This is a genomic window from Bradyrhizobium sp. UBA2491 (assembly GCF_002341725.1).
GTDB lineage: Bacteria > Pseudomonadota > Alphaproteobacteria > Rhizobiales > Xanthobacteraceae > Bradyrhizobium.
In genome coordinates this window covers 45,317-59,223 of the sequence record NZ_DDOP01000077.1, presented here as the reverse complement: position 1 = coordinate 59,223, position 13,907 = coordinate 45,317, and the positions used below count along the sequence as shown (strand labels likewise).

General features: G+C 64.8%; 11 protein-coding genes. 6 read left to right on the top strand and 5 right to left on the bottom strand.

Annotated features, from left to right (window positions below):
- Positions 1 to 162 precede the first annotated feature (162 nt).
- Complete coding sequence (ahcY, locus tag B2W55_RS25280) at positions 163 to 1,590, top strand: adenosylhomocysteinase (RefSeq protein WP_024585078.1); 1,428 nt, start codon at positions 163 to 165, stop codon at positions 1,588 to 1,590.
- A 324-nt stretch (positions 1,591 to 1,914) separates the two neighbouring features.
- Here the strand turns inward: ahcY and B2W55_RS25275 are convergent, their stop codons facing one another.
- The 3 genes from B2W55_RS25275 to B2W55_RS25265 all read right to left on the bottom strand — a co-directional run bounded on the left by B2W55_RS25275 (position 1,915) and on the right by B2W55_RS25265 (position 5,867).
- Positions 1,915 to 2,709, bottom strand: a complete 795-nt coding sequence (locus B2W55_RS25275; protein ID WP_024585077.1) for an IclR family transcriptional regulator — start codon at positions 2,707 to 2,709, stop codon at positions 1,915 to 1,917.
- 217 nt (positions 2,710 to 2,926) lie between these two features.
- Positions 2,927 to 4,657 carry an FAD-dependent oxidoreductase gene (locus B2W55_RS25270; RefSeq protein WP_024585076.1) on the bottom strand — a complete coding sequence of 577 codons (1,731 nt, stop codon included), beginning with the start codon at positions 4,655 to 4,657 and terminating at the stop codon, positions 2,927 to 2,929.
- A gap of 10 nt (positions 4,658 to 4,667) precedes the next feature.
- Positions 4,668 to 5,867: an ABC transporter substrate-binding protein gene (locus B2W55_RS25265; RefSeq protein WP_024585075.1), complete on the bottom strand. Its 1,200-nt coding sequence runs from the start codon at positions 5,865 to 5,867 to the stop codon at positions 4,668 to 4,670.
- Between the two features lie 357 nt (positions 5,868 to 6,224).
- Here B2W55_RS25265 and B2W55_RS25260 point away from each other — a divergent pair, with 357 nt between their 5' ends.
- Entirely contained in the window at positions 6,225 to 7,154 is a 930-nt protein-coding gene (locus B2W55_RS25260) for an aspartyl/asparaginyl beta-hydroxylase domain-containing protein (protein WP_024585074.1), read from the top strand.
- 85 nt (positions 7,155 to 7,239) lie between these two features.
- Here the strand turns inward: B2W55_RS25260 and B2W55_RS25255 are convergent, their stop codons facing one another.
- Positions 7,240 to 8,580 carry an MFS transporter gene (locus tag B2W55_RS25255; RefSeq protein WP_024585073.1) on the bottom strand — a complete coding sequence of 447 codons (1,341 nt, stop codon included), beginning with the start codon at positions 8,578 to 8,580 and terminating at the stop codon, positions 7,240 to 7,242.
- A 328-nt stretch (positions 8,581 to 8,908) separates the two neighbouring features.
- On the opposite strand from B2W55_RS25255, the gene B2W55_RS25250 reads away from it, so the two are divergent.
- The 4 genes from B2W55_RS25250 to B2W55_RS25235 all read left to right on the top strand — a co-directional run bounded on the left by B2W55_RS25250 (position 8,909) and on the right by B2W55_RS25235 (position 12,927).
- Positions 8,909 to 10,606 (top strand): NAD-dependent malic enzyme, encoded by a 1,698-nt coding sequence (locus B2W55_RS25250; RefSeq protein WP_024585072.1) that lies wholly within the window; start codon positions 8,909 to 8,911, stop codon positions 10,604 to 10,606.
- A 195-nt stretch (positions 10,607 to 10,801) separates the two neighbouring features.
- Complete coding sequence (locus B2W55_RS25245; protein WP_244442345.1) at positions 10,802 to 12,187, top strand: MFS transporter; 1,386 nt, start codon at positions 10,802 to 10,804, stop codon at positions 12,185 to 12,187.
- 22 nt (positions 12,188 to 12,209) lie between these two features.
- The gene (locus B2W55_RS25240) at positions 12,210 to 12,581 is read left to right on the top strand and encodes an SPW repeat protein (RefSeq protein ID WP_291532304.1); all 372 of its coding nucleotides are present in this window, start codon (positions 12,210 to 12,212) and stop codon (positions 12,579 to 12,581) included.
- 124 nt (positions 12,582 to 12,705) lie between these two features.
- Positions 12,706 to 12,927: a hypothetical protein gene (locus B2W55_RS25235; RefSeq protein WP_024585069.1), complete on the top strand. Its 222-nt coding sequence runs from the start codon at positions 12,706 to 12,708 to the stop codon at positions 12,925 to 12,927.
- Positions 12,928 to 12,993: 66 nt separating this feature from the next.
- On the opposite strand, the gene B2W55_RS25230 is transcribed toward B2W55_RS25235, so the two are convergent.
- A complete protein-coding gene (locus B2W55_RS25230; RefSeq protein ID WP_024585068.1) occupies positions 12,994 to 13,695 on the bottom strand; it encodes a fumarylacetoacetate hydrolase family protein in 702 nt (233 codons plus the stop codon).
- Positions 13,696 to 13,907: the final 212 nt, after the last annotated feature.

Sequence of the window (13,907 nt, the reverse complement as noted above, 5' to 3'; positions counted from 1 at the left end):
GAGCGGTGGGGTGAGGGGGACTCTCCGCGCGCACGTTGCGCGGGCAGAGCCCCTCACCCCACCGCTCTCCCCGTAAGAACGGGGAGACGGAGAAGATCGTGCAACATCGCGTTCCGCTCGCTTTGCAACTGACACGCTGGATTCACCCACTAGGAAACCGACATGAACGCCCCCACGAAGCCCGGCTTCACCGACTACATCGTCAAGGACATTGCGCTCGCCGATTTCGGCCGCAAGGAGATCTCGCTGGCCGAGACCGAGATGCCCGGCCTGATGGCCACCCGCGAGGAGTACGGCCCCAAGCAGCCGCTGAAGGGCGCGCGCATCGCCGGCTCGCTGCACATGACGATCCAGACCGCGGTCTTGATCGAGACGCTGGCTGCGCTCGGCGCCGACATCCGCTGGGTCTCGTGCAACATCTATTCGACCCAGGATCACGCCGCCGCGGCGATCGCCGCCGCCGGCATTCCGGTGTTCGCCGTCAAGGGCGAGACGCTGACCGAGTACTGGGACTACACCGCAAAACTGTTCGACTGGCATGGCGGCGGCACGCCGAACATGATCCTCGATGACGGCGGCGACGCCACCATGCTGGTGCACGCCGGCGTGCGCGCCGAGCAGGGCGACACCGCGTTCCTCGACAAGCCGGGTTCGGAAGAAGAGGAGATCTTCTACGCGTTGGTGAAGCGTCTGCTGAAGGAGAAGCCGAAGGGCTACTTCGCGGAGATCGCCAAGAACATCAAGGGCGTCTCGGAAGAGACCACCACGGGCGTGCATCGCCTCTACGAGATGGCCAACAAGGGTACGCTCTTGTTCCCGGCGATCAACGTCAACGACAGCGTCACCAAGTCGAAGTTCGACAACCTCTATGGTTGCCGCGAGTCGCTGGTCGACGGCATTCGCCGCGGCACCGACGTGATGCTGTCGGGCAAGGTCGCGATGGTCGCGGGCTTCGGCGACGTCGGCAAGGGCTCGGCGGCCTCGCTGCGCCAGGCCGGCTGCCGCGTCATGGTCTCCGAGGTCGATCCGATCTGCGCGTTGCAGGCGGCGATGGAAGGCTATGAGGTCGTGACGATGGAAGACGCGGCGCCGCGCGCCGACATCTTCGTCACCGCCACCGGCAACAAGGACATCATCACCATCGAGCACATGCGCGCGATGAAGGATCGCGCCATCGTCTGCAATATCGGTCACTTCGACAACGAGATCCAGATCGCGTCCCTGCGCAATCTGAAGTGGACCAACATCAAGCCGCAGGTCGACGAGATCGAGTTCCCCGACAAGCACCGCATCATCATGCTGTCGGAAGGCCGTCTCGTGAACCTCGGCAACGCGATGGGCCATCCGTCCTTCGTGATGTCGGCCTCGTTCACCAACCAGACGCTGGCGCAGATCGAACTCTGGGCCAACAACAAGGACGGCAAGTACGCCAAGAAGGTCTACGTGCTGCCGAAGACGCTCGACGAGAAGGTCGCGCGGCTGCACCTCGCCAAGATCGGCGTCAAGCTGACCGAGTTGCGCAAGGACCAGGCCGACTACATCGGCGTCAAGCAGGAAGGTCCGTACAAGTCGGATCACTACCGCTACTGAGCAGCGCGCACTGCGATCGATGAAGTGAAAAGCCCCGGCATCGTCCGGGGCTTTTTGCTGGGCGGGCCTCGTCATTCGCTGGGACTACGACTGTGAATAGTTCACGCGGTGTCACCACCGGCGAAAGCGGGTGATCCAGTATTCCAGAGGCGGTCGTGCTTGAATCGAGAAGCCGCGGCGTACTGGATCGCCCTGTCGAGCCGGACGATGACAGCGAAGAATGCGGACGCAGGAGCGCACCTCTATCCACACGTCATTCCGGGGCGCGCCGCTTGGCGCGAGCCCCGGAATGACGACTGGGCACGTGTGCCGCAGTCGCCAGCGTCACTCCGATGCCCGCACCGTGCCGTATCCTAGCTGCCTCGAGATATCGCCGGCACAATCACGCAGCGCGGCGGCGATCGCGCTGTCCCAACCGGCGTCGAAGGTGCCTTCCGGGCCCATCGCGGTGATCACGAGTGCGACATGGCCGGCGTGATCGAACACCGGCGCGGCGAAGGCGTTGACACCTGGCAATGGATCGCCGATCGCGCGTGCGAGACCGCGGCTGCGGACCTCGTCGAGCACCTCCGCAGCCTTCGCGTGGACGGGATCACGCTTCGGGTTGTAGCCGACGCCGAGCCGATCGAGGCCGCTCTCGAGTGCCGTCCTGATCGCGTTCGGCGGCATGAAGGCGGCAAAGGCGCGGCCGGTCGCGGTCTCCAGCAGCGCCACCACCGAGCCGACGCGCATCGCGATATGCACGGGATGGCTCGGCTCCTCGAGCCGCACCACGGTGGCGCCATGGGTGCCCCAGACCGACAGCGACACCGCATGATTGATGCTGTCGGCGAGCGCGGCGATCCTGGGCGTCGCGATCCGCACCGCTGACTGCCGGCGCAGGCTGATCAGGCCGAGCTCGAGCGCCAGCGCGCCGATCTCGTAGCGGCCGGTGGCCTCGTCCTGCTCGATCAGTCCGATGCGGGAGAAGCTGACGAGATAGGGATGCGCCTTGGCCGGCGGCATGCCGGCCTCACGGGCGAGATCGCGCAGCATCATCGGCTCGCCGTTGCGGGCGAGCGCGCGGAGCAATTCTCCACCGACCTCGATCGATTGTATGCCGCGACTTTCTCTCGTCATGTGACCTTGCTCGTGTTCGTCGTTTCGCGCTTAGCAGGAAACCCGGCTGGCCGCGAGACGTCGACGCGTGGGGAGTCTTTTTGTGCGTCATCCCGAGGAGCCGCGGAGCGGCGTCTCGAAGGATGGACGGCCCCACTTCAGGCCGTCGACCCTTCGAGACGGCCGCTTCGCGGCCTCCTCAGGGTGACGGTGATAGTGCTCACGGCTGCACTCTCCGCTAAGCCGCAGCCCCCGCAATGTGCTTGCCGGCGATGTAGCCGAAGGTCAGCGCGGGCCCCAGCGTGATGCCGGCGCCGGGATAGTTGCCGCCCATGATGCTCGCCATGTCGTTGCCGGCGGCATAGAGGCCTTCGATCGGCTGACCGTCGGCATCGAGCGCGCGGGCATTGGCATCGGTGCGGATGCCGGCATAGGTGCCGAGGTCGCCGATCACCATCTTGATGGCGTAGAACGGCCCGTGCTGGATCGGCGCGATGCAGGGATTGGGGCCGTGCAGCGCATCGCCCTGGTAGCGATTATAGGCGCGCGAGCCCTTGCCGAAGGCGGGATCGCGTCCCTCGGCCGCCAACTTGTTGAATTCAGCGACGGTGGCCTCGAGCGCTCTGGCGTCGATGCCGGCCTGGGCGGCAAGCTCTGACAGCGTCGCGCCGCGCTTCAGGTAACCGGTCTTGAGATGATGGCCGAGCGGCATCGGGCGCGGCGGCACGCAGCCGAGACCGTATTTGCGCAGCGTGTCGTGATCGCAGATTAAATAGGCTGCGATCTCCTCGCCGGGCTGTGCTGCCTTGATCATCTCCTGCACGAAGTCGTGGTAGGAATTGCCCTCATTGGCAAAGCGCTTGCCGTCGCGCATGACCGCGATCACGCCGGGTTTGGCGCGATCGATGAAGTGCGGCATCACGCCCTTCGAGCCGTCCTTGCGCGTCGTGACCGAGACCGGCACCCAGGCCGCAGCATTCGGCAGCGAATCCTCGACGCGGCCGCCGGCGGATTCCGCAAGCCGCAGACCGTCACCGGTGTTGCCGGTCGGTCCCGGGGAATAGTGCTCCATGCCGGTCGGCGCATGCGGAAACATCTTCTGCCGCCGCGCCACGTCATGCGGGAAGCCGCCGCAGGCGAGCACGACGCCGCGCCTGGCGTTGACGCGGACAATGCGGCCCTCGCGCACGACGATCGCGCCGCGCACCACGCCGTTCTCGACGATCAATTCGCGCACCGGCGAATTGAGCCAGAGCGGGATCTCGAGGTCGAAGGCGGATTTCGCCAGCCGGCCGGCCAGCGCATTGCCGTTGGTCAAGGTCATGCCGCGGCCGTTGCGCATCACGTCGACAGCGTGCTTCGACAGCCGCTTGGCGACATAGGCCGCCGAGGTGATCGACCGCGTCGCGCGCATGAAGTGCACGATCTCCTTGCCGGAGCCGAGCATCATGCCGAACACGGTGAGCTCGGGCAGGGGGCTGCCGAGGTTCTTCAAGGCATCGCCGAGCTCGTGGGCGTCGAACGGCCGCGTCACCATCGAGCGGCCGCCCTGCGCGCCGCCGGGGGCTTCGGCATGATAGTCCGGGAAGGTCAGCGGCATGTCGAAACGCACCGCGGTCCTGGTCGTGAAGAAATCGACTGCCTTCGGCCCTTCGGTCAGGAACGCATCGACGCGCGCGGAGTCAAAGCTGTTGCCGGCTTCGTGGCGCAGATAGGTCCTGGCCTGATCGGGGCTCTCCTCGATGCCCCAGGCCTTGGCCAGCGAGGTGCCGGGAATCCACAGCCAGCCGCCGGAGCGCGCGGTGGTGCCGCCAAAGCGTGGCTCCTTCTCGACCACCAGGACCTTCAGGCCATGATGGCCGGCGGTGACCGCCGCGGACAGCCCGGCACAGCCGGAGCCGACGACGAGCGCGTCGCAGTCATAGGTTTCCTGGTTGTCTCGGGTTTCTTGGTTTTTTTCGTTGGCCACGCGATCGATCCTATTTCTTCAGCAGCGGGCATTTGGACTCGGAGACCGGACGAAACGCGTCCTCGCCCTTCACGGTCTTGACGATGTCGAGATAGTCCCACGGCTCCTTGGACTCCGAGGGCTTCTTTACCTTCGCGAGATACATGTCGCGGATCACGCGGCCGTCCTCGCGCAGTCTGCCGCCATGCACGAAGGTGTCCTCGATCGGCAGCTCGCGCATCTTGGCCATCACCGCTTTCGGATCGTCGGTGCCGGCAGCCTTGATGGCCTTGAGATAATGCAGCACCGAGCCGTAGACGCCGGTCTGGATCATGGTCGGCATCACGTTGGTGCGGGCGAAGAATTTCTTCGACCAGGCGCGCGTCTTCTCGTCCATGTTCCAGTACGACGCGGTCGTCATGTAGGTGCCCTGCGCGGCGTTGAGGCCGATCGCGTGCACGTCGGTGTCGAACATCAGGAGGCCGACCAGCTTCTGGCCGCCCTGCACGAGGCCGAACTCGCCGGACTGCTTGATTGAATTGTCGGTGTCCTGGCCGGCATTGGCGAACGCCACCACATCCGCCTTCGAGTTTTGCGCCTGCAAAGCGAAGGAGGAGAAGTCGGCGGTGTTGGTCGGATGGCGGACGCTGCCGAGCACCTTGCCGCCCATCTCGTTGACGAAGCGCGTCGCGTCCTTTTCGAGCTGCTGGCCGAAAGCGTAGTCCGCGGTGATGAAGTACCAGGACTTGCCGCCTTCCGCGATCACCGCCGAGGCCGTCACCTTCGACAGCGCATAGGTGTCGTAGGTGAAGTGCACGGTGTTGGGGCTGCACAGCTCATCGGTCAGCGAGCTCGCGCCGGGGCCGGACAAGAGCGCGATCTTGTTGCGCTCGCGCACCATGTTGTGCACGGCGATCGCGATGCCGGAGTTGGGAATGTCGACGACGGCGTCGACCTTGTTGTTGTCGAACCAGCCGCGCACGATCTGCACGCCGACATCGGTCTTCATCTGGTGGTCGGCGGAAATGATCTCGATCGGCTTGCCGAGCACGGTGGGGCCGAATTCCTCGACCGCCATCTTGGCCGCCTCGACCGAGCCCGGGCCGGAATTATCGCGGCCCCAGCTCGACAGGTCGGTCAGCACTCCGATGCGCACGACGTCATCGGAAACCTGGGCTTGAGCTGCGGTCGTCATCGCCGCGAGCATGGCTGTCGCCAAGAAATGTCTCATCGTTCCTCCTCCTGGATGTCCGCATTCTCTGGCGGGTCATCTTTTGATTAGGAATTATCAAATTAGTTTGTCAATGGCAAATTGGAACGTGTGTGAATGTTGCCACATGATTGCGTCCTCGAATGAGGCGGTGCTTCACATTTGGTGAGTATACGCTTACATGGCTCATCCGGGATGGCACTGCGGCAGGGCTTCAGCCCACGCCAGAGCTCGCGGCAGTACCAAGTCAGTATGAACAGGGGAATTTTCGCGGACGGCGATGCCTTCGCCGCCCGGCGGAGCCAGCCTTCACCGGGATCGGCTCTTGCGGGGCGGCTCGCAGGAAGAGCGTCGGCGCACTGCGATCATAGACGGACCATGTTGAGACAGCTCTTCGCGCCGCAGCTCGTTATTCTCTACGTGCTGGTGGCCTCCACACTTTACGTGCACTTCCGCGGCAAGCAGCGGTTGCGCTTCGCGCGCCAGCTCGGCGATCACTCGACCTATCTCGCGCCCTACAATGTGCTGATGTATGCGGGCTCGGCCGTGCCCAACACCCCGGTGATCCCGGTCGAGCAGTTTCCCGAGCTGAAGAAGCTCTCCGACAATTGGGAGACCATCCGCGACGAGGCGACCCGGCTGTTCGACGAGGGCTTCATCCGTGCCGCGGCCAAGAACAACGACTGGGGCTTCTACTCGTTCTTCAAGAGCGGCTGGAAGCGGTTCTACCTGAAATGGTACGACGACTTCCTGCCGTCGGCGCGCACGCTGTGCCCGCAGACGGTGGAGCTGTTGAATTCGATCCCGAACGTGCACGGCGCGATGTTCGCGATGCTGCCGCCCGGCGGCAAGCTCGGCGCGCACCGCGATCCGTTCGCGGGCTCCCTGCGCTATCACCTCGGCCTGGTGACGCCGAACTCGAACCAGTGCCGCATTCTCGTCGATGGCGTCGAATGCGTCTGGCGCGACGGCGAGGCCTTCATGTTCGACGAGACCTTCATCCACAGCGCCGAGAACAAGACCGACGTCAACCGCATCATCCTGTTCTGCGATGTCGAGCGCCCGATGAAATACGGCTTCATGACCCGGATCAACCGCTGGGTCAGCCACAACATCGTCAAGGCGTCGGCCACCCAGAACGTCGACGGCGAGCATGTCGGCGCGCTGAACAAGGTGTTCGGCAAGCTCTACGAGGTCCATCTCGCCAGCCGCAAGGTCAAGGAGTGGAATCGGAACGTGTACTACACGCTGAAATATTCCGTGACCGTGCTGATCCTCGGCCTGATCGTGATGTCGGCGCTGCGCTGACCGCAGCTGGTTTGCCGCACTGACTGCAAAGCCCCGGAGCGGTGTTCCGGGGCTCTTGCTTTGCCGGGCGCCGTCTGGTCCTGGCCTACCGCTCCCGATTGGCGCCGACGCCGAGCGTATCGATCTTGGCGTCGGAGGCGGCATCCATATCGGCCGCGGTGATCGGCTGGTCGACGATGAACAGATAGCATCCCGCCGAGACGACGCCGATCAGGGCGCCGACGACGAGGGCTGGGACGAACGAACCCGTCTTCTGCACGATCACGCCGGTCACGGTCGGCGCCAGAGCGCCGCCGAGATATCCGCCGAAATTCTGCACCGAGCCGATCGAGGCGGTGCAGTTGGTCGGGACCGCGACCGAACTGAGCGCCCAGGCGCAAGTGCTGGTGACATAGACCAGGAACAGCGAGATCGAGATGAAGGCGATCGCGAGCGCATTGCTCTCGACATAGGCCGCGGCCACCGTGCAGGCCGCCGTCCCAAGCAGCGAGATCGCGGCCGGGTAACGCCGGCTCCTCAGCGGCTCGACGCCGCGGCGTACCAGGATGTCGGCGATGTATCCGCCGATGACGCCGCCGACCACACCGCAGGCGAACGGCACCGCGGCCGCCCATCCGGTGTATTTTACGCTCATATGCCGTTCGATCTCGAGATAGCCCGGCAGCCAGGCAGTGTAGATCCAGGTCAAATAGATGCAGCCGAAATAGCCGAAGATCATGCCCCAGGTGGTGCGGAAGCGGAACAACAGCGACCAGTCGCGGAACGTGACCTTGGTGCGCTGGCCGGGCGGATCGCCTTGCGTCCGGTAGGCGTTCTCGTGCGCGGTGAGCGCAACCTGCTCGGGATTGCGATAGAGCAGGCACCAGCAGGCGGCGACGATCAGGCCGGCGATACCCATGATCACGAACATCGCGCGCCAGCCGAATGTCAGCATCAGATAGGTCAGCAGCGGCACGGCGATCGCGGTGCCGAGCGATGACGCGCAATTGAACACGCCGGTGGCGAGGCCGCGGTCGCGCTGGTTGAACCAGTCCCGCACCACGCGCGCGCCGGTCGGGAATTGCGGGGCTTCGCCAATTCCGAGCAGGACGCGCGCCCCGAAGAACTGGCCGAAATTCTGCACCAGGCCGCCGATCAACTGCGCCAACGACCACAGGCTGAGACCCATGGTGAGAAGCAGGCGCGGACCCAGCCGGTCGACCATCGCGCCGGTGGGGAGCTGCGAGAATGCGTAGGCCCACAGGAAGGCGGAAAGCAGGTAACCCATATCCGCGATCGACAACCCGAGTTCCTCGCGGATCAGCGGATTGGCAACCGCGAGCGTCGCGCGATCGATGTAGTTGACGACCCCGGCAACGACCAGCAGAGCCAGCGCGACGCGTTGAATAGATTTCAGCCGTGGCGTCGCAAGCTCCATTCCCGACATGATTCGTTTTCCTCACCTGTGATTTTGCCGCACAGTATCGGCGTGTGACGGGTCGAACCAGAACGGTCGTCGTCCAGCCTGCGTTGCGATTTTGACATGGACCTTTGGCCGTGGTTGGTGACCGCGCGCTGTGCGCCGAAGACGAGCGCGCCGACGGGTCTGCGCCGAACGTCGGCGTGCCGACCGCCGATCACACTCTCGCGATGTGACGGATGGTTGATCCGCTCATGGCGTGCAAGAACCTGGCGGGCAGGGTGAGTTCGCGCTGCCTTGTACGTGTCGAAGTGCTACAGTCCGATTTGACATTTTGCACTCAGGGGACCTTGTCATGCCGGAGACATCTGGAGCTTTCGCGACCACTGCGCTGAGCGGCTACGAGCTGTTGGCCGATCCCCGGTTGAACAAGGGCACGGCGTTCTCCGAAGCCGAGCGCGAGACGTTCGACCTGCACGGCCTGCTGCCGCCCAACATCCTGACGCTGGACGAGCAGGTCTCGCGCCGCCTCGAGGCGTTGCGCGGCTACGAGACGGACATCGAGCGCTATGCCTTCCTGCGCGAGCTGCAGGACACCAACGAGACGCTGTTCTACGCACTCTTGGTCAGCAATCTGGAAGAGCTGCTGCCGATCGTCTACACGCCGACCGTCGGTGAGGGTTGCCAAAAATTCAGCCGCCTGTTTCGCAAGCCCCGCGGGCTGTTCCTCAGCATCCCGCACCAGCACCGGATCGACCGCATTTTCGCTCATCCGCGTTTCGACCATGTCGAGGCGATCGTGGTGACCGACGGCGAACGCATCCTCGGTCTCGGCGACCAGGGCGCCGGCGGCATGGGTATCCCGATCGGCAAGCTCGCGCTCTACACCGGCTGCGGCGGCCTCCACCCGGCGACCACGCTGCCGATCCTGCTCGACGTCGGCACCGACAATCCCGATTGCCTGGCCGATCCGCTCTATATCGGCTGGCGCAACGAGCGCGTCCGCGGCCAGGCCTATGACGATTTCATCGAGGCATTCGTCTCGGCGGTGGTGAAGCGCTGGCCGCGCGTGCTGCTGCAATGGGAGGATTTCGCCAAGAACAATGCGACGCGCATGCTGGAGCGCTATCGCGACCGGCTGTTGACCTTCAACGACGACATCCAGGGCACCGCCGCGGTCGCGACCGGCGCCTTGCTCTCCGCGATCAACGTCACCGGCGTGCCGCTCACCGAACAGCGCGTCGCGGTGCTCGGCGCCGGCTCCGCCGGCTGCGGCATCGCCAGCCTGATCCGCGCCGCGATGGTCGATGCCGGCCTGTCGGAGGGCGAGGCGTCGAAACGCTTCTTCATGGTCGACCGCGATGGTCTGCTGCTCGAGGGCATGAGCGGGCTTGCCCCGTTCCAGTTGCCGTTCGTGCAAGGCAAGCAGGCGACCGCAGGCTGGCAGCTCAGCCATCCGGACAAGATCGGGCTGCTCGACGTGGTGCGCAACGCGCGACCGACCGTGTTGATCGGCGTCTCCGGTCAGGCCGGCGCGTTCTCCGAGCCGGTCGTCCGTGCGATGGCCGAGTGCAACAAGCGGCCGGTGATCTTCCCGCTGTCGAACCCGACCTCGCGCGAGGAGGCGACGCCCGCCGACATCGAAGCGTGGACCGAAGGGCGGGCCCTGATCGGCGTCGGCAGCCCGTTCCCGCCGATCACGCGCGACGGTGCCCGCTTCAAGGTCGACCAGACCAACAACTCCTACATCTTCCCTGGCGTCGGTGTCGGCGCGCTTGCGGTCGGCGCCAGCCGGATCAGCGACGGGATGTTCATGGCTGCCGCCAAGGCGCTGGCCAGCGTGTCGCCGGCCCGCAACAATCCGAAGCACAATCTGCTGCCACCGGTCAGCGCGCTGCGCGACGTCGCGCTGACGGTCGCACTGGCGGTGGCGCTGCAGGCGCACAAGGAGGGGCTCGCCAAGGACGTTCCGATCGACCAGGTCGAGGCGCGCATCCAGGCCAAGATCTGGACCCCGCGCTACGTGCCGTATCGGCGTAGCGATCGGGCGTAGCCGCACAGGCGCCCGACGCGATTCTTCGCACCCGCCTGCAAGCGGTGCGAAGGCGCGAGGCGCTGCCGCGGCCGACTAAAGTTCTAGCCCTGACGTTGCTTTCCGCTGGAACCTTCTGCGCGGCACGCTCGTTTGTGCTCAAACGACCCAAGCGGTCACGATCCATCCGGGGGCCTGTCCGAGGGAGACGCTCCCATGCCAATTTCTGGCCAAGCACCCAATCAAACACCTGGTCAAACCAGCCAAACGTTTGGCCCCGACTCCAACCAGCTCACGCCAGCCGAGCATCAGCTCCAGCTGCGCCGCGCGGTGATCGCATCCACGGTCGGCACCGCGATCGAATGGTACGACTTCTTCCTCTACAGCACCGTCACCGGCCTGGTATTCGCAAAGCTGTTCTTTCCGCATTCCGATCATTGGGTCGGCACGCTGGAAGCGTTCGCGATCTATGCGGTCGGCTTCGTCGCGCGCCCGATCGGTGCTGCGATCTTCGGGCACTATGGCGACCGCATCGGCCGCAAGTCGACGCTGATCGCGACGCTGCTGCTGATGGGTCTTGCGACCGCGGCAGTCGCGTTGGTGCCAACCTATTCCAGCATCGGCATCTGGGGCGCGGTGATCCTCACCGTGCTGCGCTTCATCCAGGGTGTCGGCGTAGGCGGCGAGTGGGGCGGCTCGGTGCTGATGTCGATGGAATGGGCGCGCAACGATCACTCGCGCGGCCTGGTCGCGTCATGGCCGCAATTCGGCGTGCCCTGCGGGCTGTTCCTCGCCAATCTTGCCGTGCTGGCATTCAGTCAGATGTCGGGTGATCAGTTCCTGGCATGGGGCTGGCGTGTTCCGTTCGCGCTCAGCATCATCCTGGTCGGCGTCGGCCTCTACATCCGGCTCGGCATTCTCGAAACGCCGGTGTTCACCAGGCTGCTGGCGGAGCGCAAGGTCGACCGCACGCCGATGCTGACGGTGATCCGCGACCATCCGAAGGAGATATTGCTGTCCGCCTTTGCGCGCATGGCCGAGCAGGCGCCGTTCTACATCTTCACCGCCTTCGTGTTCTCCTACGGTATCGGCACGCTGCACGTATCGCGCGACCTGTTGTTGACGGCGGTCCTCGCGGCCTCGGTGCTGTCGTTCGTGTCGATCCCGGTGTTCGGGCACCTGTCCGACCAGATCGGCCGCAAGAACATGTACATGATCGGCGCAGCGGCGACTGGCATCTTTGGCTTCATCTATTTCGCGATGCTCAATACCGGATCGGTGCCGATCATCTTCCTGGCGATCATCCTGTCGCTCGTTCCGCACGACATGCTGTACGGTCCGCAGGCCGCCCTGATCGCCGAGAGCTTTACCGGCCGGCTGCGCTACAGCGGAGCTTCGCTCGGCTACCAGCTCGCCTCCGTGATCGCCGGCGGTCCGGCGCCGCTGATCGCGGCATGGCTGTTCGGCACCTATCATTCGTCGACTGCGATCGCGGTCTATATCGCGATTTGCGCCGTCATCACGCTGATCGCGACCGCGCTGATGACCGACTACACCGGCAAGGACATCAATGCCGCGGCTGCGCACCAGCGGCCGGTTTGAACGAGCAAGGGAGAAGCAGATGATGAAATGGCGAAACGAATCGGCACTCGATCTCTACAACCTCGCCGCGGCGATCTTCCTGCTCGCCGCACCATGGCTGTTCGCGCACGCCAACCCGACGGCGTCGATCGATCTCAGGATCAGCGGTGCAGCGATCGCGATCATGTCGCTGGCGGCGATCGTCGCGTTTTCGGTCTGGGAGGAATGGATCAATCTGCTGGTCGGCTGCTGGCTGATCGTCTCGCCCTGGCTGCTCGGCTTCGCGCACACCCGCGCCATGCATTTCAGCATCATTGCGGGTGCGGTGGTCGCGTTCATGGCATTGCTCGAGTTGTGGCTCGAGTACGAGAAGACACATCTCGGCCCGGCCGCGCAGGGCGCGGCAAGACATTAGGACTTGCCACGCACGGGGTGCTCGCGGTTCGGTGATTGCGCGTGATGAAATATCCATGCACGACGGCGGTCTTGTTCGCAGGAGCCGAGCTTGGTCGGCTTCACCCATCGCGCGGAGAAACCCAATGACCAAATTGACTCTCGTGACCGTTGCCCTGGTCGCGGCAGCTGCGTATTCGGCGCAGGCGTCCGCCGCCGGCAGCAATGCCGCGGCGCGACGCGCCCATGCGTCGGCGACCACAGCGGTCAGCAGCAAGACCACCGATTGCGTGCGCGCGCCGAACGTCGGATCGTTCGCAACGGCTCCGTTCACCGAGCCGCCCTGCATGCCCGGCACGATGCGCTGACCTCGCGCAGCAAAGAGCCCCGGACCTAAGGTCCGGGGCTCTTGGCCTCATCCATCGAAGCCAGTTCTATTCCGGCTTGCCGATCGTCACGGCGAGCTTGCCGACACCGTCGACGCCGCATTCGATCTTGTCGCCCGGTTGCAACTGCGAGACGCCAGCTGGCGTACCGGTCATGATGATGTCGCCGGCGGCGAGCTTCACCTGCTGCGAGAGCTGCCAGATGATCTCCGGCACGTTCCAGATCAGTTCGGTGAGGTCACCCTTCTGGGCTTCCTTGCCGTTGACGGTGAGCCAGATCTTGCCCGCCGTCGGGTGGCCGATCTTCGAGGCCGGCTGGATCGCGGAGCAGGGTGCGGAATAGTCGAACGACTTGCCGACCTCCCAGGGCCGCTCCTTCTTGCGCGAGGCGATCTGCAGGTCGCGGCGGGTCAGGTCGATGCCGACCGCATAGCCGTAGACGTGATCGAGCGCCTTGTCGGCGGGAATGTTCAACCCGCCGCTCTTCATCGCCACCACCAGCTCGACCTCGTGGTGCAGGTCCTTGGTCAGCGGCGGATAGGGGATCGTCGCGCCGTCGGGCACCAGCATGTCGGCATGCTTGCCGAAGAAGAACGGCGGCGCACGCTCGTCATTGCCCATCTCCCTGATGTGCTCGAGATAGTTGCGCCCGACGCACCAGATGCGACGCACCGGATAGGTGCCGGTTTCGCCGACGACGGGGAGCGAAGGCTGCGGGGGAAGCGGAATGACGGTGGAGGTGGCGTTCATGAACGGATCCCGGAGGGTTGAAGAAGGGCGCGCCGGCCGTATTACGCGGTTACGACGTTTGGGGCTAGTGGCTGCGCCAGCAGGCGGAGATGTGAAGGTAACTTTTCGCTGAGCCTCCGGGGTCCGGTTGCACGGTCGCGATCAGGCGCAAAGTGATGGCCCGCAACGTTCTGTGCATGTTGCGCGCAGGACCGGCCCCGCACGGATGAGAC

Excerpts from the sequence above, each read along its gene's own strand:
- B2W55_RS25260 (WP_024585074.1), top strand. The coding sequence starts at position 6,225 with ATGTTGAGACAGCTCTTCGCGCCGCAGCTCGTTATTCTCTACGTGCTG.
- B2W55_RS25230 (WP_024585068.1), bottom strand. The coding sequence starts at position 13,695 with ATGAACGCCACCTCCACCGTCATTCCGCTTCCCCCGCAGCCTTCGCTC.
- B2W55_RS25275 (WP_024585077.1), bottom strand. The coding sequence starts at position 2,709 with ATGACGAGAGAAAGTCGCGGCATACAATCGATCGAGGTCGGTGGAGAA.
- B2W55_RS25255 (WP_024585073.1), bottom strand. The coding sequence starts at position 8,580 with ATGTCGGGAATGGAGCTTGCGACGCCACGGCTGAAATCTATTCAACGC.
- B2W55_RS25250 (WP_024585072.1), top strand. The coding sequence starts at position 8,909 with ATGCCGGAGACATCTGGAGCTTTCGCGACCACTGCGCTGAGCGGCTAC.
- B2W55_RS25235 (WP_024585069.1), top strand. The coding sequence starts at position 12,706 with ATGACCAAATTGACTCTCGTGACCGTTGCCCTGGTCGCGGCAGCTGCG.
- B2W55_RS25240 (WP_291532304.1), top strand. The coding sequence starts at position 12,210 with ATGAAATGGCGAAACGAATCGGCACTCGATCTCTACAACCTCGCCGCG.
- B2W55_RS25245 (WP_244442345.1), top strand. The coding sequence starts at position 10,802 with ATGCCAATTTCTGGCCAAGCACCCAATCAAACACCTGGTCAAACCAGC.
- ahcY (WP_024585078.1), top strand. The coding sequence starts at position 163 with ATGAACGCCCCCACGAAGCCCGGCTTCACCGACTACATCGTCAAGGAC.
- B2W55_RS25265 (WP_024585075.1), bottom strand. The coding sequence starts at position 5,867 with ATGAGACATTTCTTGGCGACAGCCATGCTCGCGGCGATGACGACCGCA.